At 60.2% G+C, this 25023-nt stretch carries 17 protein-coding genes; 10 read left to right on the top strand and 7 right to left on the bottom strand.

Annotated features, from left to right (window positions below):
* The first annotated feature begins 17 nt into the window (after positions 1–17).
* From IB252_RS22405 to IB252_RS22380, 6 genes are all read left to right on the top strand, one after another.
* On the top strand, positions 18–764 hold the full coding sequence (locus IB252_RS22405) for an amino acid ABC transporter permease (RefSeq protein WP_111451999.1): 747 nt from the start codon (positions 18–20) through the stop codon (positions 762–764).
* Complete coding sequence (locus IB252_RS22400; protein WP_033053683.1) at positions 764–1435, top strand: amino acid ABC transporter permease; 672 nt, start codon at positions 764–766, stop codon at positions 1433–1435. The genes IB252_RS22405 and IB252_RS22400 overlap by 1 nt, the downstream gene beginning before the upstream one ends.
* Positions 1432–2166 carry an amino acid ABC transporter ATP-binding protein gene (locus IB252_RS22395; RefSeq protein ID WP_074874020.1) on the top strand — a complete coding sequence of 245 codons (735 nt, stop codon included), beginning with the start codon at positions 1432–1434 and terminating at the stop codon, positions 2164–2166. Before IB252_RS22400 ends, IB252_RS22395 begins: the two co-directional genes overlap by 4 nt.
* 327 nt (positions 2167–2493) lie before the next feature.
* A complete protein-coding gene (locus IB252_RS22390) occupies positions 2494–4395 on the top strand; it encodes a sensor histidine kinase (RefSeq protein ID WP_192410292.1) in 1902 nt (633 codons plus the stop codon).
* A complete protein-coding gene (locus tag IB252_RS22385) occupies positions 4392–5720 on the top strand; it encodes a sigma-54-dependent transcriptional regulator (RefSeq protein WP_008155247.1) in 1329 nt (442 codons plus the stop codon). The genes IB252_RS22390 and IB252_RS22385 overlap by 4 nt, the downstream gene beginning before the upstream one ends.
* Positions 5721–5728: 8 nt before the next feature.
* Positions 5729–6058, top strand: a complete 330-nt coding sequence (locus IB252_RS22380) for a GlpM family protein (RefSeq protein WP_178082235.1) — start codon at positions 5729–5731, stop codon at positions 6056–6058.
* Between the two features lie 122 nt (positions 6059–6180).
* Here IB252_RS22380 and IB252_RS22375 read toward each other — a convergent pair whose 3' ends face one another.
* The gene (locus IB252_RS22375; protein WP_192410291.1) at positions 6181–6846 is read right to left on the bottom strand and encodes a DsbA family oxidoreductase; all 666 of its coding nucleotides are present in this window, start codon (positions 6844–6846) and stop codon (positions 6181–6183) included.
* A gap of 201 nt (positions 6847–7047) precedes the next feature.
* Positions 7048–8082, bottom strand: coding sequence for an alpha/beta fold hydrolase (locus IB252_RS22370; RefSeq protein WP_192410290.1), 1035 nt, complete (start codon positions 8080–8082; stop codon positions 7048–7050).
* A gap of 189 nt (positions 8083–8271) precedes the next feature.
* On the opposite strand from IB252_RS22370, the gene IB252_RS22365 reads away from it, so the two are divergent.
* On the top strand, positions 8272–13863 hold the full coding sequence (locus IB252_RS22365; protein WP_192410289.1) for a dermonecrotic toxin domain-containing protein: 5592 nt from the start codon (positions 8272–8274) through the stop codon (positions 13861–13863).
* A gap of 60 nt (positions 13864–13923) precedes the next feature.
* On the opposite strand, the gene metE is transcribed toward IB252_RS22365, so the two are convergent.
* On the bottom strand, positions 13924–16236 hold the full coding sequence (metE, locus tag IB252_RS22360) for a 5-methyltetrahydropteroyltriglutamate--homocysteine S-methyltransferase (protein WP_192410288.1): 2313 nt from the start codon (positions 16234–16236) through the stop codon (positions 13924–13926).
* A 118-nt stretch (positions 16237–16354) separates the two neighbouring features.
* On the opposite strand from metE, the gene metR reads away from it, so the two are divergent.
* A complete protein-coding gene (metR, locus tag IB252_RS22355; RefSeq protein WP_008155262.1) occupies positions 16355–17272 on the top strand; it encodes a transcriptional regulator MetR in 918 nt (305 codons plus the stop codon).
* A gap of 146 nt (positions 17273–17418) precedes the next feature.
* On the opposite strand, the gene IB252_RS22350 is transcribed toward metR, so the two are convergent.
* The 4 genes from IB252_RS22350 to IB252_RS22335 all read right to left on the bottom strand — a co-directional run bounded on the left by IB252_RS22350 (position 17419) and on the right by IB252_RS22335 (position 20558).
* Complete coding sequence (locus IB252_RS22350; protein ID WP_192410287.1) at positions 17419–17916, bottom strand: GNAT family N-acetyltransferase; 498 nt, start codon at positions 17914–17916, stop codon at positions 17419–17421.
* A gap of 2 nt (positions 17917–17918) precedes the next feature.
* Positions 17919–18557, bottom strand: coding sequence for a LysE family translocator (locus IB252_RS22345; protein ID WP_192410286.1), 639 nt, complete (start codon positions 18555–18557; stop codon positions 17919–17921).
* On the bottom strand, positions 18554–19015 hold the full coding sequence (locus IB252_RS22340; protein ID WP_192410285.1) for an NUDIX hydrolase: 462 nt from the start codon (positions 19013–19015) through the stop codon (positions 18554–18556). Before IB252_RS22340 ends, IB252_RS22345 begins: the two co-directional genes overlap by 4 nt.
* 190 nt (positions 19016–19205) lie before the next feature.
* Complete coding sequence (locus tag IB252_RS22335; protein ID WP_192410284.1) at positions 19206–20558, bottom strand: HD domain-containing phosphohydrolase; 1353 nt, start codon at positions 20556–20558, stop codon at positions 19206–19208.
* A 257-nt stretch (positions 20559–20815) separates the two neighbouring features.
* Here IB252_RS22335 and IB252_RS22330 point away from each other — a divergent pair, with 257 nt between their 5' ends.
* Both IB252_RS22330 and IB252_RS22325 read left to right on the top strand, forming a co-directional pair.
* Positions 20816–23122: a putative bifunctional diguanylate cyclase/phosphodiesterase gene (locus IB252_RS22330; RefSeq protein ID WP_192410283.1), complete on the top strand. Its 2307-nt coding sequence runs from the start codon at positions 20816–20818 to the stop codon at positions 23120–23122.
* Positions 23119–25008: a putative bifunctional diguanylate cyclase/phosphodiesterase gene (locus IB252_RS22325; protein ID WP_192410282.1), complete on the top strand. Its 1890-nt coding sequence runs from the start codon at positions 23119–23121 to the stop codon at positions 25006–25008. Before IB252_RS22330 ends, IB252_RS22325 begins: the two co-directional genes overlap by 4 nt.
* The last annotated feature ends 15 nt before the right edge of the window (positions 25009–25023 follow it).

Below are 25023 nucleotides of genomic sequence, written 5' to 3'. Positions count from 1 at the left end.
TCTGAGGGGAGACCCTAATGAATTACAACTGGGACTGGGGCGTGTTCTTCAAGTCCACCGGAGTGGGCAGCGAGACGTATCTCGACTGGTACGCCTCCGGTTTGGGCTGGACCATCGCCATCGCCGTCGTGGCCTGGATCGTTGCCCTGCTGCTGGGCTCGATGCTGGGCGTCATGCGCACCGTGCCGAACCGCATCGTATCGGGCATTGCGACCTGTTACGTCGAACTCTTCCGTAACGTGCCACTGCTGGTTCAGCTGTTCATCTGGTACTTCCTGGTGCCCGACCTGCTGCCTCAGAACCTGCAAGACTGGTACAAGCAGGACCTGAACCCGACCACCTCGGCTTACCTCAGCGTCGTCGTCTGCCTGGGCCTGTTCACCGCCGCTCGTGTTTGCGAACAAGTGCGTACCGGTATCCAGGCGCTGCCTCGCGGCCAGGAATCCGCCGCTCGCGCCATGGGCTTCAAACTGCCGCAAATCTACTGGAACGTGCTGCTACCCCAGGCTTACCGGATCATCATTCCGCCGCTCACCTCGGAATTCCTGAACGTGTTCAAGAACTCTTCCGTGGCGTCGCTGATCGGCCTGATGGAGTTGCTCGCGCAGACCAAACAGACCGCCGAGTTCTCCGCCAACCTGTTCGAAGCCTTCACCCTGGCAACGCTGATCTACTTCACCCTGAACATGGGCCTGATGCTGCTGATGCGCATGGTCGAGAAGAAAGTCGCCGTACCGGGCCTGATCTCCGTAGGGGGTAAATGATGGAATTCGACTTCTCGGGCATCATCCCGTCCCTGCCGGGCTTGTGGAACGGCATGGTCATGACCCTGCAATTGATGGCGCTGGGCGTCGTCGGCGGGATCATCCTCGGCACGATCCTGGCGCTGATGCGCCTGTCCCACAGCAAACTGCTGTCGAACATTGCTGGCGCCTACGTTAACTACTTCCGCTCGATTCCACTGCTGCTGGTGATCACCTGGTTCTACCTGGCGGTGCCGTTCGTTCTGCGCTGGATCACCGGCGAAGACACCCCGATCGGCGCGTTCGCCTCGTGCATCGTGGCGTTCATGATGTTCGAAGCGGCGTACTTCTGCGAAATCGTCCGGGCCGGCGTCCAGTCGATTTCCAAGGGTCAGATGGGTGCAGCCCAAGCCCTGGGCATGACGTATGGCCAGATGATGCGGTTGATCATCCTGCCGCAAGCGTTCCGCAAGATGACCCCGCTGCTGCTGCAACAGAGCATCATCCTGTTTCAGGACACCTCGCTGGTCTACGCGGTTGGTCTGGTGGACTTCCTCAACGCCTCCCGTGCCAGTGGCGACATCATCGGTCGCTCCAACGAGTTCCTGATCTTTGCAGGTCTCACGTACTTCACAATCAGCTTTGCCGCCTCGCTGCTGGTCAAGCGTCTGCAAAAAAGGTTTGCCGTATGATCTCTATCAAGAATGTCAACAAGTGGTATGGCGACTTCCAGGTACTGACTGACTGCAGCACCGAGGTCAAAAAAGGCGAAGTGATTGTGGTGTGCGGGCCGTCCGGTTCCGGCAAATCCACCCTGATCAAATGCGTCAATGCCCTGGAACCGTTCCAGAAAGGCGACGTGGTGGTCGATGGCACGTCCATCGCCGACCCGAAGACCGACCTGCCGAAACTGCGTTCGCGCGTGGGCATGGTGTTCCAGCATTTCGAACTGTTTCCGCACCTGACCATCACCGAAAACCTGACCATCGCGCAGATCAAGGTGTTGGGCCGCAGCAAGGAAGAAGCCACCAAGAAAGGTCTGCAACTGCTTGAGCGCGTCGGGCTGTCTGCCCATGCGCACAAGCATCCGGGCCAGCTTTCCGGTGGTCAGCAACAGCGTGTGGCGATTGCCCGTGCGCTGGCGATGGACCCGATCGTCATGTTGTTCGACGAACCGACTTCGGCGCTGGACCCTGAAATGGTCAACGAAGTACTCGACGTGATGGTGCAACTGGCCCACGAAGGCATGACCATGATGTGCGTGACCCACGAAATGGGCTTCGCCCGTAAAGTGGCGGACCGGGTGATCTTCATGGACCAGGGCAAGATCATCGAAGACTGCAAGAAAGAGGAGTTCTTCGGCGACATCAACGCCCGCGCCGAGCGTACGCAGCACTTCCTCGCCAAGATTCTGCAGCACTAAGAAAGGCACCGCTCCCCAAATGTGGGAGCGGGCTTTTGTGATGAGGGATTTTTTGGGGGGGGTGAGTGGTTCTGTGGTGAGTGGGGATTCTGTGGCGAGGGGATTTATCCCCGTTGGGCTGCGAAGCGGCCCCAGCACTTCAAAGTCAAACCGTATGCGATGGGTTGACGACTGCTGCGCAGCCCAACGGGGATAAATCCCCTCGCCACAGAACCCTCTCACCACAGGACCTCCTCACCATTAAAGCCCCTCACCACAAAAGCCCGCTCCCACAGGGGCCGGTGGTGGTCTGGAGATTTGTGTTGTGGTTGACCCAAGGCATCTGTGATGAAATGCGACACCAATCTCTATCGCGCCGCGCCGCCATCACTCGCCGTGAAACCCCGTCTGATTCGCCATCTGTTCCTGCCGCCGCTGGTCATCGCCCTGATGATCGGATTGGGTTACCTCGGCTTCTGGGTCAGTGAACACTACGGGATTCGCAGCCTCAGCGAGAACGGCCAGCGTCAGCTGGAACTGCACGCCCGCGCCGTCGAGAGCGAGATCAGCAAGTACACCTACCTGCCCAGCCTGCTGGAACTCGAATCCAGCGTTTCGACGCTGTTGGCCGACCCGTCGCCAGAACACCGACAGACGGTCAATGAATACCTCGAAGGCCTGAACCGGCGCAGCCGCAGTCGGGCTATCTACGTGATGGACACCACTGGCCGGGTCATGGCCACCAGTAACTGGCGCGATGTCGACAGTTACCTGGGCGAAGACCTGTCCTTTCGCGCCTATTTCCAGAATGCCGTGCGCGGTCAGCCGGGGCGCTTCTATGGCATCGGCAGCACCAACGGCGAGCCCGGTTATTACTTGGCTCATGGCCTGGAAGAACACGGCAAGATCATTGGCGTCGCGGTGGTCAAGGTGCGCCTCGAAGCCATGGAAGAACGCTGGCAGCGCGCGCGGCTGGAAGCGTTCGTCAGCGATGAAAACGGCATCATCATTCTTTCCAGCGATCCGGCACGGCGCCTGAAATCGGTTGTACCGCTGAGCGACGAGACCAAGGAAAAACTGGCCCGCAGCCTTCAGTACTACTGGTTCCCACTGAACGAACTGCAACCGCTGGCCCGTGAACAACTGGCCGAAGGCGAGGAAAAACTGACCTTCCCCGCCAACAGCGAAGTGGAATCCGATGAAGAGGACATCAGCTACCTCTCGCAAACCCGGCCATTGAGCGATACCCCGTGGAATTTCACCCTGCTCACCCCCCTGCAGGATTTGCGTCGCGAAGCGATCAATCAGGGGATTCTGGTGGCGGTGGCGTTTGCCCTCGTGGCGTTCCTGCTGATCGCCTGGAACGAGCGGCGCAAGGTCATTGCCACGCGCCTCGCCGCCCGGGAAGCCTTGCAGGAAGCCAACAATCAACTGGAGCGTCGGATTACCGAACGCACCACCGACCTTCGCGCCAGCAACGAACGGCTCAAGGGCCAGATCCGCGAACGACGTGTGGCTGAAGAGACGCTACGCCGTGCCCAGGATGAACTGGTGCAGGCCGGTAAACTCGCGGCCATCGGCCAGATGTCCACCAGCATCGCCCACGAATTGAACCAGCCACTGGCGGCGTTGCGGACCTTGTCCGGCAACACCGTGCGGTTTCTGGAACGCGGTCAACTGGACGTTGCCAGCACCAACCTCAAGACCATCAATGAACTGATCGACCGCATGGGCCGGATCACCGCGAGCCTGCGTTCGTTCGCTCGCCGCGGAGACGACAAAGGTCAGGCCAGCCTCGGCAAAGGGGTGGATGCAGCCTTGCAGCTGCTCGGTGGTCGCGTGGAAAGCGCGCATCTGCAACTGCACCGAGACTTCGCCGATGTGCAGGTGCAGATCGACCAGACCCGTCTGGAGCAGATTCTGGTCAATCTGGTCGGCAACGCCCTCGACGCCATGCAGGCACAGCCGCTGCCAGAACTATGGCTCGAAGGCGAAGAGTACGATGGCAAATATCGCCTTCGTGTACGCGACAACGGCCACGGCATCGACGCCGAAGCGCGCAAGCATTTGTTCGAGCCGTTCTTCACCACCAAACCCGGCGAACAGGGCCTGGGCCTTGGCCTGACCCTTTCCGCCAGCCTGGCCGCCGCCACTGGCGGGCACCTGGGTGTCGAGCACCCGGCCAGCGGTGGTACCACTTTCGTCCTCAGTTTACCGTTGGTAAGCCCCACTCACGCCGAGCCAATATGAACAACGACCTTAGTGTGCTGATCGTCGAAGACGACCCCCATGTGCTGCTCGGCTGCCAACAGGCGCTGACCCTGGAAGACATTCCCTGCGTGGGCGTCGGCAGCGCCGAAGAAGCGCTGGAGCGGGTCGGCGACAACTTCGCCGGCATCGTCATCAGCGACATCCGCCTGCCGGGCATCGACGGTCTGGAATTGCTGACCCGACTCAAGGCCCGCGACCGCAGCCTGCCGGTGGTGCTGATCACCGGTCACGGCGACATCTCCATGGCCGTCGGCGCAATGCAGAAAGGCGCCTATGACTTCATGGAGAAACCTTTCTCCCCCGAGCGTCTGGTCGATGTAGCGCGCCGTGCGCTGGAGCAACGCAGCCTGGCGCGGGAAGTCTCTTCATTGCGTCGGCAACTGGCGGAACGGGACTCCCTCGAAGGCCGGATCATCGGCCGCTCGCCCGCCATGCAGAACCTGCGGGAACTGATCGCCAACGTCGCCGATACGTCGGCCAACGTGCTGATCGAAGGCGAAACCGGCACCGGTAAAGAGTTGGTTGCGCGTTGCCTGCACGACTTCAGTCGGCGGCACACCAAGCAGTTCGTCGCGCTGAACTGCGGTGGCCTGCCGGAGAACCTGTTCGAAAGCGAAATCTTCGGCCATGAAGCCAACGCCTTCACCGGCGCCGGCAAGCGCCGGATCGGCAAGATCGAACACGCCGACGGCGGCACGCTGTTCCTCGACGAAGTGGAAAGCATGCCGCTACCGCTGCAAATCAAGCTGCTGCGGGTGTTGCAGGAACGCACCCTGGAACGCCTCGGGTCGAACCAAAGCGTGGCGGTGGATTGCCGGGTGATCGCGGCGACCAAGTCCGATCTGGACGAGTCGAGCAAGGCGGGCGAGTTTCGCAGCGACCTGTATTACCGCTTGAACGTGGTGACCCTCGAATTGCCACCGCTGCGCGAACGCCGCGAAGACATCCTGCAATTGTTCGAGCACTTTCTGCAGCAGTCGTCCCTGCGCTTCGACCGTGCCGTGCCGGACCTGGACAACCAGACCCTGTCGAACCTGATGAGCCACGACTGGCCGGGCAACGTACGCGAATTGCGCAACGTCGCCGAGCGTTTTGCCCTCGGTCTGCCGGCCTTCAAGAAATCCGGCGCCAGCGGCAGCAATCAGGGCCTGGCCTTCGCCGAAGCGGTAGAAGCGTTTGAACGCAACCTGCTGAGCGACGCATTGCAGCGCAGTGGCGGCAACCTGACCCAAGCCAGTCTGGAACTCGGGATGGCCAAGACCACGCTGTTCGACAAAGTGAAGAAGTACGGGCTGAGCCACTGATGGACCTGATCCTCAAAGCAACCCTGGGCGCAGCCGTAGTGGTGATCCTCGCCGCACTGGCCAAGACCAAAAACTATTACATCGCAGGATTGGTGCCGCTGTTTCCGACCTTTGCGCTGATTGCGCATTACATCGTCGGCAAGGGTCGCTCGCTGGAGGATTTGAAAACCACCATCGTGTTTGGGATGTGGTCGATCATTCCTTACTTCATCTACCTGGCGACGTTGTATGTGATGGTGGACCGGATGCGGCTGGAGGCTTCGCTCGCGGTGGCGGCGGTGGCTTGGTTGATGGCGGCTACGGTACTGGTTTCGGTTTGGGTTCACTTCCAGAATTGACCGCAAATCACTGTGGGAGCGAGCCTGCTCGCGAAGGCGGTGTTTCAGTCGACATTAATGCCAGCTGACACTCCCTCTTCGCGAGCAGGCTCGCTCCCACAGTGACCGCGCGTGCCACAGGATCAGCTCACCGTCCCGCCCTTCGCTTCACTCATGATCTGCCGAATCGCCCCGACAAACGTCTCCACCGGCTGACCGCCACTGACGGCGTATTGTCCGTTGAACACCACCGTTGGCACCGAACTGACGCCTCGCGACAGCCACACCTGCTCTTCTTCGAGAACCTCTTTGGCGAACTCGTCCGACGCCAGGATCGCCTCGGCTCGCGACCGGTCCAGCCCCACGCTTTCGGCAATCTGCGCCAACTGCCCAGGGTCGGACGGATTGCCGCCCTCGGTGAAATACGCCTTGAACAGCGCCTCTTTCAGATTGAACTGCAACCCTTCCAGCCCCGCCCAGAACAGCAAGCGGTGGGCGTCGAAGGTGTTGTAGATGCGACTGTTACCATCCGTGCGAAACGCAAACCCGACCTCGGCGCCGCGCGCGCGGATCATCTCGCGATTCTTCTGGGATTGCTCGGGCGTCGAGCCGTACTTCTCGGTGATGTGTTCGGTAATGTTCTGCCCTTCAGGCCCCATCTTCGGGTTCAGTTCGAACGGCTGGAAACGGATCTCGGCCTGCACCTCGTCACCCAGCAAATCCAGGGCCCGGGTCAGGCTATACAGACCAACGACGCACCAGGGGCAGGACACGTCGCTGACGAAATCGATTTTCAGGGGGGGACTCATCACACACCTCGCAGACTGGAACGCGCCGGAAAGTTCGAACGATACACCCGACGAGACCGGGGTGGCAGCCGTTCCACTAACCCCTGTGGGAGCGGGCTTGCTCCGGGCGGCGTTCCGACGAAGGCGTCGTGTCAGTCACCATCTGCTTGACTGATACACCGCCTTCGCGAGCAAGCCCGCTCCCACAGTTGGATTTGGGAGTTACAGGAGGTTGTGTTCCGCCACCGGATCAATCTGCGCCCAATGCGAGGAGTCTTCGCGATGGGCCTGCAAATACGGCAACACCGCTGCCAGCAACGGTGCCTTGAACGCTTCCTGGAATCGATGCGCCAGCCCCGGAATCAGCTTCAACTGACTGCCGCGGATATGCGCCGCCAGATGAACGCCGTGCATGACCGGCAGCAACGGATCAGCGGTGCCGTGAACCACCAACGTCGGTACGCGCAGTTGATTGAGCAGCGCCACACGACTGCGCTCGGCGAGGATCGCCATGATCTGGCGCTTCACGCCTTCGGGGTTGAACGCCCGGTCATAAGACAGTGCCGCCTGATGCAGTAGCACTTGCCGATCATCGCTCACCGTCGGGCTGCCCAGCGCCGCCAGCAAATCGGCTTGCTGCTCCAGTGCCACCTCGCGATTGGGCGCCCCACGACGCGACAACAGTTGCACCAACGCCGCACTCGGCGCCGGCAAGCCTTCGGCCCCGGAGCTGGTCATGATCAGGGTCAGGCTCTCGACCCGTTGCGGCGCCATCGCCGCCATGTGCTGGGCGATCATCCCGCCCATGCTCGCGCCCAGCACGTGGAACTGCTCGACGTGCAACGCATCCATCAAGCCAAAAGCATCGTCTGCCATATCGGTCAGGGTGTACGGCGCCGACACCGGCAAACCCAGTTTGTAGCGCAGCACTTCGAAGGTCAGGTTGGCGTCAGGGGGGGCTTGCCGCCAGGTCGAGAGCCCGACATCGCGATTGTCATAGCGAATCACCCGAAAACCCTGCTGACACAGCGCGACCACCACCTCGTCCGGCCAGTGAATCAATTGCCCGCCCAGGCCCATCACCAGCAACAACGCAGGGTCCGAGGCACGGCCGATGCTCTGGTACGCCAGGCTCACCTGTGCCAGATCGACCCGTTCGGTCGGAACATTGATATCGCAACGAGACGCCGCCAAGGACGGCAGGCCGAACAACAGCGCGGCCAGGAAAACCGCTGTGGAAAAAAATCGTGCACGCATGAAAAACACCGAAACGCAGGACTCCAGTAGAGCGCGAGTCTGATGAAGTTTGTTCAAGCGCGCTGCCACAGTTACGTGACAGTTTGATGAAGTTCGCTGAACGGTCAATGCGATAACTACGTACCACCACCGCCCGAGCCCCTTCGCATTCAATGCCTGCCAACCGTCCACTTTGAAGCCAGGCACACCATGCTCGAACAACATCACAACACTGACCCAGTCACCCTCAGCGATTTTGGCCTCGCACTCGCCACCGCCCCGGCGATGCAGAATGAACATTTGTTCCTCCAGGCCTCGCAGCGCTGGCGAGACAGCCAGCAGCAAATGCTCAAGCTCATGGCGACCTCCCCCAGCGTTCACAGCCTGTTGACGCAAACGCTCAAGCAGCAACTGGATCTGGATGGCGAGCGGGTCGGCCTGTTTTTTCCGGCCACCGCCGAGCGCTCTTCGCGCCGTTGCAGCCTGACAGAAGCCTGCGCCTTCCTGCTGCAACAACCGGATCTGGACCCGCGGCATCTCCCCACCTGTCGGGTGACGGGGATCGATCGCAGCCATCGACACTTCGCCACCTCTGCCGGCGAGCTGCTCAAACAACTCAAGGCCCTGGGTCTGAAGCAGCGCCTGACGGACGGCTGGAACACGTACTGGAACGGCCGGGCCAATGGCTCGCCATTATCAAGACGGCACCTGGCCGCCCGGTTGTACCGCACACACGTTGACGCGGCAGGCCAACTGGCCCTCGCCGAGGGTGCGTTAAGTACCGAGCAGTTAAAGCCGCTGCTGGCGATCCTCGATCCTGTCGACGGAAAGTCCGAAGTGGCAGGCCAGCGAGTCATCGCCGAACAGTTGGCCCTGCAACGCGCTGACAATCGTTTCGCCAAACTTCCTGGTGTGCTGGGCATCAGTCTTTACGGGGGACAATCCACCGAGCAGTTGCTGTATTTGCCCACCCACCGGCCCGCACTGTTGCACTTCAGTCAGCGCAGCGAGCTGGACAGTTGGCTGATCAGGCATCAACACGAAATCCCCTGGAGTGTCACGACTGACGGTCACAGCGTCGTCGACTACAACAACCCGAGTGCCCCGCTGGAGGTCGGTGCAGCCCAATTACTGGAGCGTTTGCATGCCATTCAATTGGAAAGCGCATGCACCGGCCTTGGCGACGACATTGCCGAACAGGTGGCCTATGCACTGCTCGCTGTCAATCAAGTCGACGCGCAACGCCGCGCAAAAGGAGGCTTTAGCGAAGCGCCGGACCTCTCCGCGCCGGTACACGAGCAGGACGATCAGGCGCTCGTCCCCTCCTTCCCGCTCGGTAATCCGGGGCACGAATTCTCTTTGTTCGTGCGCAAGGCCGCACTCAGGCAGCAATACAGCGCCATCGAAAACATGCTGAAAAAACACGATCAGGAGACGTTCGACAATCCACAGGTGACAGCGCTCAAGGCCCTGTTTGCATCCCTGGACGAGGCCGAGCAGGCCGCCATGACCGCGGCATCCGCCCTGCTGGAGCGCGAGCGCGTTTTCGATACGTCGACGATCAACATTCAATACACCGCACTCTATCAGGCGAGACTCAAGGCCCTGCAAGCCGAGGCCAACATCCAACTCAAGCTGGAGCAGATCGATACCGCCGAACACAGCCTGCTTGAAGCCATGTTGAAAACACCTGCCAGCGCCGATCGCTCGGATCAGAGCGCCGCTGCCTTCGTGACCTTATCGGTCAGCGAAACCGGCGACATTGAAACCGTTTCGCAGCGCCAGGAGCTGGAGGGGCTGCTGGTTTTCGCCGACACCGCGACGCTGCAAGACCCGTCCTCGACGCAAAGCCTGTTGCTCTACTGCACCGGTGCTGGCGGTGGCTTGCAACGGTTCGCCAATCGCCGGGAAATGGAGCGTTCCCTGTTTAAACTGCATGCCGCCGACGGGCACGCGGCGTTGCACCTGACCCCGATCGCCACCGACCCTTTCGAGTACAGCTTGCATCAACAAGTCTCGACCTTCGAACGCCGCGCAGCGGAGATCCGCCAGCAATACCCCATCGATTCCCAACCCGCACAACACGCGAACGCACTGGGACAGTTACGCGAGCAGACGCTTGCCGCCCTGCAGGTGCCCAGCCACCAGAACCGCGACCTCGCTTTTGCACAAATCGTCGAGCAAAACCTGAGCGCACGATTGACCCGCCAGTTCCCCCAATGGCTCACCCAGGCGTCACCGGGTGAACGCTTGCAGCTCAATGCATTGATTGAACGCTATGTGCCAGCCTTGCAACGCGCCCACGCGTTACACGAGCTCACTTTGCCGCTGGTCAGTGACTTCGCCGCCAAACGCATCGATGCCAGGTTGCGCAAGGATTTCTCACTCCAGCACAGCTTCGCCGTGCAATTGGACCTGCCTGATGCAGTGACATCCGAACAACACTTCACCGTGGCCCCAGGCGCACCGGGAACGCCGACCAAAACCGTGTGGGTCGCCAGCCAAAGCCGCAGCAAACTGTCGATCCATGAACTGGCGCTGCTGAACATCGACGACAGCATCAAGCAGCGCTTGAGCTTCATGCGTGTCGAAGTCACCGCCGACTCCGATACCGAGCGCAATGCGCTGGTCAAAGGCATCACCCTGCCGTACCTGTGCGCCCTCGTGCCGGAACTCGATCTGGCGCAGCACTACGAAGAGCTGATACGCAGCACCTACAGCGGACCTGCGACAGCATCGGCGTTCGAACGTGAATACCACCACGAATGCCTGCTCGAACCCTACCGCTTGCAACTCGCCATTCAGGGACGCTTTGCCCTCCTGCGAGGTGCAATCAACGCCACCGAGTGGCAAATCCTCAACGTCGCGATTGAGGCTGCGACGGCGCAGGACTGGTCCGCCAATGGCCAGCAGATCGTACTGCTGCCCGCCTTCCTGAGTGCGGGTGGCAAAGATACGGATTACAAGCCAACCACCCTGTCGGGCATTACCTTCATTGAGGAGAAAATCAGCGGACTTACGCTGCTGTACCTGCCCGACACCCCGGACGGCGGGTTCCTGCGCCGATACAACAGTCTGGAGCAAGCTCGAAAGGCGTTGTTCGATCTGTGCCTTGGCAGTGAAATGGCCAACTATCTGGCAGAGCGCGCCCTTGATGGCCTGAAGGCAAATCACTTGGGCCGCATCACGCAAGCCTTGCTGAAAAACTTCGACGGGATCATCGGTGTCGGGCGCCCGTGGCCCAAAAGCACTTCATTGCCAGCCCATCTATTGCATGCCGAGATGGGCCGCCTGATCCTGGCTCATCGCAACACCTCACGCTCCAACAGCGAACTCTTTCTGGAGCAATACGCGGTCAAGGGCGAGAAGGTGTTCACCTATTTGAAAATGGCCATTGGCGTCTTGCCCATCATCGGTACCGGTGTCGGCCTCTATGATGCCTGGAACAGCGCCAATCAAGCCGTCGCGGCCTTTCGCAAAGGTAATCACGTGCAAGGCATGGCTGAAATAACCATGGTTTTGCAGGCGTTGATCGATGCAGGCATGGACTTTCTTTCGGGTTTCAGCTTGCGGCTCAGCGCGATCCGCACACGAACGTTTCATCGCCAGTTGAGCAGGATGTTCAGAGGCACTGACGCTTCGTCCACACCGCTGATATCGGCACGAGAGGCCCGGCATATCGCAGCCCGATTCGCTGGCTATCACTACGAAAAACCTGTTTCCCTGGTGGGCCTTCAACCCGGTACGGACGGCGTTTATCGCAATGTCTATCGACACGCCGACGGTGACTTCATTGTCAGGTACGGAATCATCTACAAGGTGGAATTGCATGACGGGGCCTGGCGGCTGAGCGGGACTGAGCTCAAAAGCTATAAACAACCCGTAGCTCTCGATGCGAGCGGGCAATGGAACACTCATTTCGCCGTTTACGGGACGGCCTTCAATGGCGGCCTGGCGGGAGGGGGTGGGGTACAAAGTTACCTGGCCAACAGGCTTGATCCGATCTGGCCGACGGTCATCCGCGAGCGACTGCCGCGTTGGTGGGTCGATCGGTTTTTTCGGCGCCAACAAGCACTGACAGCCAGCACCGATACCAGGATCGAGCAACTGAGCACCCTGAGCAAGCGCACAAATGAGGCGCTGGAGCGCTACAAAATCAGCCCACCTCAAACCCACATGGCACAAATCAAGCACCTGGACGCCGCTTGCCTGAAAGAAATAGAACTGGCCAAAACCGGTTACCTGGAACTCGAAGAACTGTTGCCGTTGAGCCATGGCAACAAACGGGCAGGTATTAACGACGTAAAAAGCCGAATGGCCTGGGTGATAGTGGACCGCTCACTGCACCGGTTGAGGTTTGGCGCCAGGCGCATCGCTCAGCACCTGGAGGAACTCGACGATTTTGCAAACCAGTCGGATACTCTGCCCAACACAGACTTCAAGCCCATATTGAGCCTTCTGCAACAGCGCAAAAATGCACGGGTAGGGATGGTCAAGGCGCTCGAATTGATCGACGCGACCAGCGCACAGATTGATGAATGGAGCAAACGCATCACCAATGACGCTCAACGAAGAGTCGTAGCGACAGAAAAAAACAAAATGGCAGCCGCATTGCTGCCGGAGAACCGGCAGTACCTGAAAACGGGTCAATACTTGCAAGTCGTCAGTCGGTTTGATGCGGTTAATGATGTCTCCTGGTTTTATCTGCAAACCCAGATGGCTGACGCACGGGCCAGGATCGATCGGGTCCTGGCTACCCAACACTGTCTTCACCAAGTGAACGCCCGCCCCGCGGAACGCACCAGGATTCTTGAAGAGTGTCTGGCGGCCTACGATCAATTTCGCAAGGAGCTGACCGCATGGACGGCCAGCTATCCTCAACATTTCGATCTCACCTATGTCCCGCTGCTCCTGGACGGCATAGAAAAAACCGCCGAACGAGCTCGCCAGGCCATCAGGCAAACATCTGTGCCACGGCCGACCGGGCCTATCGTGAAACAGATCTTTGAAACCGAACAAGGTCAATTGTTGATCGGTGACGTGATCAGCGGCCAGGATCGATTCACACTCAAGGGCATCGATGGCTATACCGAAAACTGGTTGCCAGGGTTAAACGGCAAATACCGTCTGCAGGACAATCCCCTGCGGGTCAGCCAACAGCATGCCCCCACGGATGTCAGGCCTTTGTTGGCGGAGGCAAAGAGTCGCCTGAACACCCAGGCGGCGTACCAGGACAAGGTCGAAGCCTATGCCAGGCAAAAAATGCTGCCCGTCGACCTTGAACACATGATGCTGACTGAAGCCACCGAGCTTCGCCTGCGCGCCAGCCAGATCGAACGCCTCGACCCCCAGGCCCCTCTCATCGGGCAACTGCGAGAAAAGGCTGCCGAACTGACGCGCAAAGGACAAGACTTGCGCATCCGGCACTCCCTCATCAGCCAGACACCCACAGAAGGGTATCTGGACTATCTGCTCAAACAGGGTGCGGTGCAGATTCGCAAGAACGGTGAATTGACCGAGCTCGCACGCCTGAAGGACGGGCGCAGGGACTTCCTGCAGGAATACGAAGTGCTCGACCTGACGCAAACTCCGACACAGCCCCTGTGGTATGCCCATTTTCACTACAACAAGCCCCAACCGCGCTTCGACGAGTTCGTCAGAGCTCATCTCAAAACAGCGCAACAACGCCAGCTCGGCCTGCAATGGCAACAAAAGCAGGCGCAAACCGGTGCGCCGGTCGACTCTATCTGGCGTGGTGAAATCGGCAGGCCGTTAGCCTTGCAGCACTTCCAGAACCTCTGACACCCCGTAATGAAACAGGCCTGCTGATGAAGTAACCATTCAGTAGGCCTGTGCCCTGACCTATGCCAACTGCCCCCTCAACTGCCGCGCCGCCGCCACCATGTTCACCAACGCCGCCTCAGTCTCCGGCCAAGCCCGGGTCTTCAGCCCGCAATCGGGGTTCACCCACAACCGCTCAGCCGGAATTCGCTTCACGGCTTTGCTCATCAATTTCACCATTTCCGCCGTGTCCGGCACCCGTGGCGAGTGGATGTCATACACGCCCGGCCCGATGTCATTCGGGTAGTCGAAGGCCTCGAAAGCCTCCAGCAATTCCATGTCCGAGCGCGAGGTTTCGATGGTGATCACATCGGCGTCCATCGCCGCGATGGACTGGATCACGTCGTTGAATTCGCTGTAGCACATGTGGGTGTGGATCTGGGTTTCGTCCCGGACACCAGAGGCGCTCAAGCGGAACGCTTCTACCGCCCAGTCAAGGTATTCCTGCCATTGCGCACGGCGCAGCGGCAAGCCTTCACGGAAAGCGGCTTCGTCGATCTGCACGATCTTGATACCGGCAGCTTCCAGGTCCACCACTTCGTCACGCAGGGCCAGCGCCAGTTGCTGCGCCTGGATTTTGCGCGAGACGTCTTCACGCGGGAACGACCACATCAGCATGGTCACGGGACCGGTCAGCATGCCTTTCATAACCTTGTCGGTCAGGCTTTGCGCATAGGTGATCCAGTCGACCGTCATGGCGTTCGGCCGACTCAGGTCACCATAGATGATCGCCGGTTTCACACAGCGCGAACCGTAGCTTTGCACCCAGCCGAAACGGGTGAACAGGTAGCCGTCCAGTTGCTCGGCGAAGTACTCGACCATGTCGTTGCGTTCGGCTTCACCGTGAACCAGCACGTCCAGCCCCAGGCGTTCCTGGACTTGCACGGCGTGACGGATTTCGCTGTGCATGGCGTCGGTGTAATCGTTGGCTGACAGCTTGCCTTGCTTGAACGCCTGGCGTGCCAGACGAATCGAACCGGTCTGCGGGAACGAGCCGATGGTGGTGGTCGGGAAGGCCGGCAGTTTCAATCGCGCACGTTGCTGCTCGATGCGTTTGGCGAATGGCGAGTGCCGTTGGCTGTCCTTGTCATTGATGGCGCTTATCCGTGCCTGCACCTCGGCTTTGTGGATACGCGGCGACTCGGCGCGACTGGCCTGAATCCCACGGCTTTCGGCGAGGGCGGCTTGCACCTTGGGTGATTGCGGGTCGTTCAGGGCATCGCGCAGCACGGCGATTTCACCGCACTTCTGCACGGCAAATGCCAGCCAGCTTTTCAGTTCCGGGTCGAGTTTGTCTTCGCGATCCAGATCCACCGGGCTGTGCAGCAGCGAGCAGGAACTGCTGACCCACAGGTTGTCGCCAAAGCGTTCCTGGGCCGGTTGCAGTTGCGCGAGCACTTGCTCCAGTTCGCAGCGCCAGACGTTGCGACCGTTGACCAGGCCCACCGAGAGAATCTTGTAGGTCGGCAGACGGTCCAGCACCTGGCCGAGTTGATCCGGGGCGCGCACGGCATCGATGTGCAGGCCTTGTACCGGCAGGCTGACCGCCAGGCCGAGGTTGTCTTCCAAACCGCTGAAGTAGGTCGCCACCAGTTTTTTCAGCGGCGAATATTGAAGAATGTGATAGGCGCGCTCGAAGGCGTTTTTCCAGGCTTGAGGCAGGTCAAGGGTCAGGATCGGTTCGTCGATCTGCACCCATTCCACGCCCTGAGCGGCGAGGCGGCCGAGGATTTCGCCGTAGATCGGCAGCAGGCGTTCCAGCAGGTCGAGTTTGTCGAAGTCATTGCCTTTGGCTTTGCCCAGCCACAGGTACGTCAGTGGACCGATGATCACCGGTTTGACGTTGTGGCCGAGGGTCTTCGCCTCGTCGACTTCGTCGAATAACTGTTCCCAGCTCAGCTTGAACGGCTGGTCAACGGTGAACTCCGGGACCAGGTAGTGGTAGTTGGTGTCGAACCATTTGGTCAGTTCCTGGGCGTATTGCGCTTTGCTGTGTTCGCCGCCGCAGCAGGCCGTCGTGGCGCCACGGGCCATGGCGAACAGGGTATCGAGGGTCGGCAGGCCGCGCGAGTCCTTGGCGCTGTCGAAACGCTCGGGAATCACACCGAAGGTCAAGGAGTGGGTCAGGACCTGGTCGTACCAGGCGAAGTCGCCCACGGGCAGCAGGTCGATGCCGGCGTCTTTCTGCAATTGCCAATGGGTGGCGCGCAATTGGCGCCCGACGCTTTTCAGCGCGTCCTGATCCAGATCGCCCTTCCAGTAGGATTCGAGGGCTTTTTTCAGTTCGCGGTCAGCGCCGATGCGCGGGAAACCCAGTGTGTGTGCCAAGGCCATGTGAAATTGCTCCCATAAAAGTTGCTGTAAAACATGGCGCTATTGTCGACAGCCAACCCAACATGAGACAAACTCAACCTTTTCGTGTTGATCACAAGTTTTCCTCATGGAGCCCCCGGTGCTTGAAATCCGTCACCTGAAGACCCTGCACGCGTTGCGCGAAGCCGATAGCCTGGTGGATGCGGCCGACCGCTTGCACCTGACGCAGTCGGCCCTGTCCCACCAGTTCAAGGAACTGGAGGAGCGCATGGGCATGCCGTTGTTCGTGCGCAAGACCAAACCGGTGCGCTTCACCAGCGCCGGTTTGCGTCTGCTGCAACTGGCCGACGCCACTCTGCCGTTGCTGCGCGGCGCCGAACGCGATATCGCGCGGCTGGCCGGTGGCACTGCCGGGCGTTTGCACATGGCGATCGAGTGCCACAGTTGCTTTCAGTGGCTGATGCCGACCATCGACCAGTTCCGCGATGCCTGGCCGGAAGTCGAGCTGGACCTGGCCTCAGGGTTCTCATTCGCCCCGCTGCCTGCGCTGGCCCGTGGCGATCTGGATTTGGTGGTGACCTCCGACCCGCTGGAACTGGCCGGGATCACTTACGTGCCGTTGTTCACCTATGAAGCGATGCTCGCGGTCGCCAATCAGCACCGTTTGGCGAGCAAGGCCTACATCGTCCCGGAAGATTTGCTCACCGAAACGCTGATCACCTACCCGGTGGAGCGTGATCGGCTGGACATCTTCACCCGTTTCCTCGAACCGGCCGATATCGAACCGGCGCAGGTCCGCACGTCGGAACTGACGGTGATGATGATGCAATTGGTGGCCAGCGGCCGCGGCGTGTGCGGCATGCCCCATTGGGCGCTGCATGAATACAGCTCACGGGGTTATGTGAAGGCCAAGCGGCTGGGCGAGAAAGGTTTGTTTGCGACGCTGTACGCCGGGATTCGCGCCGACATGCTGGATGCGCCGTACATGCGCGACTTCCTGCTGACGGCCAAGGACACATCGTTCTCGACACTGGATGGCGTCAGCGCGGTTAGATAGCACACCCTCCCCTACCGATCGTTCCCACGCTCCGCGTGGGAATGCAGCCCGGGACGCTCCGCGTCCCTTCAAGGGCCGAACGCAGAGCGTCCGTTGAGGCATTCCCACGCGGAGCGTGGGAACGATCATGTATGTGATCCCCAGATTCAGAGTTCCCGCCACATGTGGACTTTGTCGAAGTAGTCTTCGCCAACGCGTACCGCCAAAGGTTCGAGGCCAAACTGGATGAAGCCGCAACGCTGGTACAACTTGAACGCGGCCTCATTACCAGCGGTGACGGTCAGCTGGATCAGCCTCAGACCTTTATGGTCCTGCGCTTCAGCCAGGGCAGCCTGCACCAGGTGATAACCGACCCCGCGTTGCCGGGCCTTGCCCGATACGTACATGCCAAACAATGTCGCCTTGTGCCGGGCCTTTTCCCGAGGCTCGAAGGCCAGCCCGACGATGCCCGCCAACTCACCGCCTTCGAACGCGCCGAATACCACGTCCAGCTTGCTGCTCAGGCGTGATTCCCACCAACTCAATGGCATCACAGCACGTTCGCGCACGCTGGAGGTAAACGCCTGGGGATGCAGGTCATAGGCTTCGAGCATCAGCGCCCGATAATCCAGAGCATGACTGGCATCAAGCCGTTCAATCCACATGTTCAAGCCATCCGTCGTTGTTCCAGCATCAGTCGCACTGCCAGCGCCGACAGCACGAACCCCATGAAATAGCGCTGCACCGCCAGCCAGGACGGGTTGTTGACGAACCAGGAGGCGATGCCCGCGGCGAACAGCGCGATCAGCAGATTGACGCTGAAACTGACGCCGATCTGAGTCAGCCCCAGCGTGATGCTTTGCGTGAACACCGAGCCATGCTCAGGCGTAATGAACTGCGGAAACACCGACAAATAAAACACGGCGATCTTCGGGTTCAGGGCGCTGGTCAGAAAACCCATGGTGATCAGTTTGCGCGACGAGTCCGGCGGCAACTGCTGTGCTTCGAACGGTGAACGCGCACCCGGTTTGACGGCTTGCCACGCCAACCACATCAGGTACAGCGCGCCAGCCCACTTCAGCACTTCGTAGGCCATCGGCACCGCCAGAAACACCGCGGTCAAACCGGCAGCGGCCGCGAACAGGTGCACGAAAAACCCCGCGACCACACCGAGCAACGAGGTCACACCGGCCTTGCGGCCCTGGCAGATCGAACGGGAGATCAGGTAAATCATGTTCGGCCCCGGCGTCAGCACCATCAGCAACGCGGCAGCGGCGAAAATCAGCAAGTCTTGAAGCGGGATCATGGGCAGTCCTTTGTCCGGGAATAATCAGGCAGTTCGGTTAACAAGGCTCGATAAAACGGCAGGATCAGGTCCCGTGTCAATGGCGCCAGCGTGACATTGCCGTCAGTGGCCGGGTCGATCCAGCGCACCTCTTCGATCTCCGCCGCCGGCGATACGTCTGAATCGATAGTCAGCTGAAAGAGTTCGGCCTGGACGGTAAAACCCGGCTCATTGGCGGCCGCTGCCGAGAATTGCCCGAGATAAGTGGCGTGTGCCGGATCGATGACCAGGCCCAATTCTTCTTCAAGTTCACGGGCCAGCGCCTGGACCGGTTGCTCATGGGCTTCGATCTTGCCCCCCGGCTGCATGAACGCTTCGGTGCTGCGCTTGCGGACCAACAGCGTGCGCCCGTCCGGGCCGATCAACAGGGCAGCGGCGATGCGGATGAGGCGGGGTGAAGCAGCGGATGACAGCGTCATGGATCAGGATCGCCCTTGGCAAAAGGCGCAAGGATCACATGGCTCCGCTGCCTCGTCACGCCGAAAAACATCGTCAAAGCACCACTGCCCACTGTGGGAGTGAGCCTGCTCGCGATGGCGGTATTGACTGACACACCGCTATCGCGAGCAGGCTCGCTCCCACAAGGGATTTTTGTAGAGTCTGGAAAAACTAACTGGCCTCGAGAACCGCAACGTCTTCCGGCACCTTCACGAAAATGCTGTATTTCGCGCCTTCCATGGCTTCGAAGGCGATCAACTTCTCCACCAGTGGCCCGTTCAACACCTTGCCGGCATTGAGCAGCAGCATGCCGTTGTCGGCATTGAGGTTGCGCGCCAGGATCATGCCCGCCGCCACTTCCCGTGTGGTCAGCACCTTGACCGACGGATCGGCCAACGAGACATCGCTCAGGTAGGCGGCACAGACCTGAATGAAATCCTCTACCAACTCGGGATCGTAGAGTCGCCCGGCATAGCTGCGGATGTAGACCAGCGCTTCATCGCTGTTCATCTGCCGCTCGAGGATCAGCCCACGCTGCAACTCAATGAAATCCACCGCCAGTTTCAACAGCCGCGAACCGAACGGAATCGCCTCGCCCTTGAGCCGGTCGGGGAAGCCGCTGCCGTCCCAGCGCTCCTGGTGATGAAGAATCAGACGGGCGGCGTCCTTCATCGGATCGAGCGTCATCAACAGCGATTCGCTCTGCTTGGGATAACCGCGATAACGCTCCCGATCGCTGTGGTGCAGCAGGTCCGCGGGTGCGGTCATCATGCTGTCGGTCCAGCTCAGCTTGCCAATGTTGTAGAGCGCCGCGGCCATGGTCAGGTCGCGACTGGTGCCCTCGTCCAAGCCATGAAGTTTGCAGTACACCCGCACCAGTTCGATGATCTGGCGGTTGGTCTGTTTGGCCGGCGGCAGGCGCAGGTTGGCCAGCAGCGAGAACACCTCGGTGCCGGTGACATAGCTGTGCTTGAGCTCTTCGTAGGCCAGGTCGAGCATGTCGGCGGTCTGCTGCAGTTCGGCAGTGCGGGCGGCGACGTGTTTTTCCAGGGTGATGTTGAGCGACTTCAACTGGTCGTTCTGCAACCGGGTCAACTGCTCCAGACGCTGGCGTTCGCGCTCGGAGTATTGATGAGCGAGGGACTGGCGCAAGGTCAGGAGCATTTCCTCGTCGCTCCAGGGTTTGCTGATGTAGCGGTGAATCTTCCCTTCGTTGATCGCTTTGATGATCGTCGGCATGTCCGCGTAGCCGGTGAGCAGAATCCGGGTGGTCGTCGGGTAAAGCTGATGGATGCGGGCCAGCAGCGTGGCGCCGTCCATATTGGGCATGCGTGCGTCGGTCATCACCAGGTCAATGGAGTGTTGCTCCATGATCTCCAGCGCCTGGCCACCGCTGGTGGCCAGCAGCAACTCGTAGGGCTGGCCGCGTAACAGGCGACGCAGGCTGTTGAGGATTGACTCCTCGTCATCGACCAGCAGCACCTTGGGTTTATCGTTCAAAGTCGTGGGGAGTTGCTCTTCCATGGCGTCACCTCAAGAAAAACGGGCACATCGTTGTGGCAGGCCCCGAGGCAAACATCCCCTATTGCCGGAGCCTGACCTACAGGCTAGATGATTTTCAGCCCGCCAACAGAAATGATTCAGCTCATTGAGTTGCGCGAAGTGCTGGACAGGCGACTATGCTGAGCTGACTCGGATCCAAATCTGCACGTTCGGTCAGGTGATCTTGGAAAGGAAGCCCCCATGCGAAAACCGCATCAAGCTGCCGCCGGTACTGGCGTATGTCGATAAATACGCTGCTGGCGCGGACCAACCGACGGATTCTTATCGTCGACGACACAGCCTCGATTCATGCGGACTTTGCCAAGATCCTTAGTCCCCCATCGATCGAAGACGACAGCCTGATCAGCGCCGAAAATGCCCTGTTCGGCACTCCTGCGGCGCTATCGCTGCAGAGCTTCGTGCTCGATTCGGCGTTTCAGGGCCTCGAAGCCCTGGACAAGGTCGAGACGGCGCTGGCCAACGACATGCCCTACGCGATGGCCTTCATCGACATGCGCATGCCGCCAGGCTGGGACGGGCTGGAAACCATCGAACGGCTGTGGCAGGTCGATCCCAAGCTGCAAGTGGCGCTTTGCACCGCTTATTCCGACTATTCCTGGGAAGACATCGACGAACGCCTGGAACTGGGCGATCGCCTGCTGATTCTGAAAAAACCCTTCGATGCCATCGAAATCCGCCAGATGGCCAGCGCATTGACGGCCAAGTGGCAAATGACCGAAGACGCAGAGCTGAAGATGTCGCTGCTCGAACAGGCGGTCGAAGAACGCACCCGAGAGCTGTCCGACGCCAACATCATCGTGCAAAACAGCCCGACCATTCTGTATCGGTTACGCGGCGAACCGTCGTTTCCGTTGATGTACATCTCGCACAACATCACCAAATACGGTCATGTCGCGGCGAAACTGGTCACCTCGACCAACTGGGCCCAGGAACTGATCCATCCCGATGATCAAACCAAGGTCGACACCGCCATGGCCCGGGTGCTGGACCGTCATGCGGCAGGCGCTTCCATCGAATTCCGGATGCGCACTGGCGAAGGCGCCTGGCGCTGGGTCGAAAACCGCTACATCCCGGTGCGCGACGATGAAGGCCGTTTGCTGGAAGTCGAAGGCATCATCATCGACATCACCGAACGTAAACTGGCCGAAGAGAAAATCGCCCTGCTGGCCCGCACCGACGGGCTGACCGGGCTGGCCAACCGGGCGACGCTGATCGAGCGGTTGCACCAGGCATTCGCCTCGGCGCGTCGGGGGGCGGCACCGTTCGCCATGTTTTACCTGGACCTGGATCACTTCAAACGCATCAACGATACCCTCGGCCATCCCGTGGGCGACCTGTTGTTGCAAGAGGTTGCCCGCCGGATCAAGGACTGTGTGCGCGAAAACGATGTAGTGGCCCGCCTCGGCGGTGACGAGTTCGCGATCTTGCAACTGGACGTCAGCGACCCGACCCAATCCGCAGCCCTGGCCGCCAAAATCCGCGATACGTTGGTACTGCCCTATTCCCTGGCCGGCAATGATGTGCGGGTCTCGGTGAGTATCGGTATCAGCAGCTGTACCCCGGAAAGCACCAGCGCCGACGGCTTGCTGACCCAAGCCGATATGGCGCTGTATCGCTCCAAGGAAAAGGGCCGCAACCAGTACCACTTCCACTCCGAGGAGATCAATCAGGAGGTGGTCGAACGCATGACCATCGCCAGCGACCTGAGAACGGCCATCGAACACGAAGAACTCGAACTGCATTACTGGCCGGAAGTGGACTTGACCAGCGGCAAAATCCTCGGCATGGAAGCGCAAGTCAGCTGGAACCACCCTGAGCGCGGCTTGCTGGAAGCCCCGGCGTTCCTGCCTGCCGCGGAAAAGACCGGCACCATCGTCGCGCTCGGTCACTGGGTGCTGGATCGCGCCTGCCGGCAAATGCGTCAATGGCGCGATGAGGGAATGGCGCCGCCGGTGATTGCGATCAAGCTGTCCCTGGCGCAACTAAAAAGTGGTCCCGAACTGATCTATGACGTGCTGCGCACCACCGCGCGCTGGGAACTCTGCCCCTGGGACCTGCGCTTCGACGTCACGGAAGCGACACTGGCCCAGACCAAATGGACCCACAACGATGTGCTGCCGCGCCTGCGTGAACTGGGGGTGAAGATCGCCATCGACGACTTCGGCACCGAGTACTCCTCGTTCGACTACCTCAAGACCTACCAGGTCAATCACCTGAAACTCGCTCAGGCCTTCATCGACACCGCCGCCCGCGATCCGGCCAGCGCGAACACCTTGCGCGCCATCATCAACTTCGCCCGTGAAGTCGGGATCGGCATCATTGCCGAGGGCGTCGAAACCCAGGAGCAGCGCAGCTCGCTGATGGCCACCGGTTCACCGATGAACGCCCAGGGTTACTTCTTCAGCAAAGCGGTCAGCAGCCAGCAGGCCGCCGAGCTGCTGAAGGCCGGCAGCATCGTGCCCCCGAACCATGACATCGGGCCGATTCTGGAAAACTCGCCGCGCTCCACGGAGGACAAAGGATGAAAACGCCTTTCGTGCGGACTAACCGGCGCATCTTGATCATCGACGACACGCCCTCGATTCATGAGGATTTTCGCAAGATTCTTGGCGCCGAGATCGAAGGTGAGGAACCCGGCGGCGAACAGACCCTCGCCAGCGCTGAAGAAGCCCTGTTCGGCACCGTGCAGCTTGATCGGCTGACGTTCCAGCTCGACTCGGCCTACCAGGGCCAGGAAGCCCTCGAACTGGTCACGCGCTCACTGGCCGAAGGTCGCCCCTATGCCATGGCGTTCACCGACATGCGCATGCCACCGGGCTGGGACGGCCTGGAAACCATCGAACAACTGTGGAAGGCCGACCCTCACCTGCAAATCGCGTTGTGCACCGCTTTTTCCGATTACACCTGGGAAGACATGGCCGAACGACTGGAATTCGGCGACCAGTTGCTGGTGCTGAAAAAGCCTTTCGACAGCCTGGAAATCCGTCAGATGGCCAGTGCACTGACCTGGAAATGGCAGATGGCGCAGGACGCGGCGATGAAGGTCCTGAGCCTGGAGCAAACCATCGAGGCGCGGGTCCACGAACTGCTCAAGGTGTCGCACCTGTTGCAGTACGACGTACTGACCGAGCTGCCCAACAGCACCTTGCTCGGTGACCGGTTGAACCAGTCCCTGGCCCTGTCCCGGCGCCATGACAAACAACTGGCCGTGATGTTTCTGGGCCTCGATCGCTTCAAGCGCATCAACAACGCCCTGGGTCATCCGGCCGGTGACGAAATGCTTAAACAGGTCGGGCGCAATCTGGTGGCGACGGTGCGCGAGTCCGACTCGGTGTTTCGCTACGGTTCCGATGAATTCGTGGTGATCCTCGCCGACGTCCGCCATCCCCAGCAGACCAAGGGCATCGCCGAAAAACTCTTGAACGCCATCCGCGCACCCCAGCACATTGCCGGCCACGACCTCAGCGTGACCGCCAGCCTGGGCATCAGCATTTACCCGGACGACGGCTTCGATGCCATCGCGCTGATCAAGAAAGCCGAAACCGCGATGCGCAACGTCAAGGAAAGCGGCCCGAACGATTTCAGGTTTTTCATCGACGAGATGAACCAGCGCGCCCGGGATCAGCAAAGCATCGAGAGCGGCATTCGCCTGGCGCTGGAACGCAACGAATTTGTCCTGCATTACCAGCCCAAACTGGACCTGGTCAGTGGCCAGGTGGTCGGTGCCGAGGCGTTGATTCGCTGGCAAAAACCGGGGCATGGCCTGGTCTACCCCTCAGACTTCATCAGTATTGCCGAAGACAGCGGCTTGATCGTGCCGTTGAGCAAATGGGTGCTGGCCGAGGCATGCCGACAAGCCTGCGCCTGGCAGGCCGCGGGGCTGCCGAAAATCTGTATGTCGGTGAATATGTCGGCCATCGATTTCCGTCAGCGAGACTTTGTCGACGGCATCGAACAGATCCTCAAACAAACAGGTCTGGAACCGGCCTTGCTGGAGCTGGAAATCACCGAAGGCGTGTTGATGCAGAACGTCGAAACCACGGTAAACGCTCTGGCCCGGCTCAAGGTGATGGGCGTACGACTGGCCATCGATGACTTCGGTACCGGTTATTCCAGCCTGAGCTACTTGCGGCGTTTTCCCATCGACGTGCTGAAAATCGACCAGTCGTTCATTCGCGGCTTAAGCCGCGACAGCAGCGACGCCGCGCTGGTCAGCGCCATCATCAGCCTGGGCCGGAGCCTCAAGCTGACCATCATTGCCGAAGGGGTGGAAACCCTCGAACAACTGGACTTCCTCAAGTCACATCAATGTGAAGAGGGTCAAGGTTACTACTTCAGCAAAGCCGTGGCGCCGGACGCCTTCGTCCGGTATCTGGGGTCGGTGAAGCCCTCTTCATCCGCAGCCACGTGAGCGATGCGCAGGCCC

The sequence above is a fragment of the Pseudomonas sp. PDM10 genome (genome assembly GCF_014852295.1).
Lineage (GTDB): Bacteria > Pseudomonadota > Gammaproteobacteria > Pseudomonadales > Pseudomonadaceae > Aquipseudomonas.
The sequence above is the reverse complement of the archived record's forward strand: the minus strand, read 5'-3'. Positions and strand labels throughout refer to the sequence as shown.

Excerpts from the sequence above, each read along its gene's own strand:
- IB252_RS22405 (WP_111451999.1), top strand. The coding sequence starts at position 18 with ATGAATTACAACTGGGACTGGGGCGTGTTCTTCAAGTCCACCGGAGTG.
- IB252_RS22400 (WP_033053683.1), top strand. The coding sequence starts at position 764 with ATGGAATTCGACTTCTCGGGCATCATCCCGTCCCTGCCGGGCTTGTGG.
- IB252_RS22395 (WP_074874020.1), top strand. The coding sequence starts at position 1,432 with ATGATCTCTATCAAGAATGTCAACAAGTGGTATGGCGACTTCCAGGTA.
- IB252_RS22390 (WP_192410292.1), top strand. The coding sequence starts at position 2,494 with ATGAAATGCGACACCAATCTCTATCGCGCCGCGCCGCCATCACTCGCC.
- IB252_RS22385 (WP_008155247.1), top strand. The coding sequence starts at position 4,392 with ATGAACAACGACCTTAGTGTGCTGATCGTCGAAGACGACCCCCATGTG.
- IB252_RS22375 (WP_192410291.1), bottom strand. The coding sequence starts at position 6,846 with ATGAGTCCCCCCCTGAAAATCGATTTCGTCAGCGACGTGTCCTGCCCC.
- IB252_RS22370 (WP_192410290.1), bottom strand. The coding sequence starts at position 8,082 with ATGCGTGCACGATTTTTTTCCACAGCGGTTTTCCTGGCCGCGCTGTTG.
- IB252_RS22365 (WP_192410289.1), top strand. The coding sequence starts at position 8,272 with ATGCTCGAACAACATCACAACACTGACCCAGTCACCCTCAGCGATTTT.
- metE (WP_192410288.1), bottom strand. The coding sequence starts at position 16,236 with ATGGCCTTGGCACACACACTGGGTTTCCCGCGCATCGGCGCTGACCGC.
- IB252_RS22350 (WP_192410287.1), bottom strand. The coding sequence starts at position 17,916 with ATGTGGATTGAACGGCTTGATGCCAGTCATGCTCTGGATTATCGGGCG.
- IB252_RS22345 (WP_192410286.1), bottom strand. The coding sequence starts at position 18,557 with ATGATCCCGCTTCAAGACTTGCTGATTTTCGCCGCTGCCGCGTTGCTG.
- IB252_RS22340 (WP_192410285.1), bottom strand. The coding sequence starts at position 19,015 with ATGACGCTGTCATCCGCTGCTTCACCCCGCCTCATCCGCATCGCCGCT.
- IB252_RS22335 (WP_192410284.1), bottom strand. The coding sequence starts at position 20,558 with ATGGAAGAGCAACTCCCCACGACTTTGAACGATAAACCCAAGGTGCTG.
- IB252_RS22330 (WP_192410283.1), top strand. The coding sequence starts at position 20,816 with ATGTCGATAAATACGCTGCTGGCGCGGACCAACCGACGGATTCTTATC.
- IB252_RS22325 (WP_192410282.1), top strand. The coding sequence starts at position 23,119 with ATGAAAACGCCTTTCGTGCGGACTAACCGGCGCATCTTGATCATCGAC.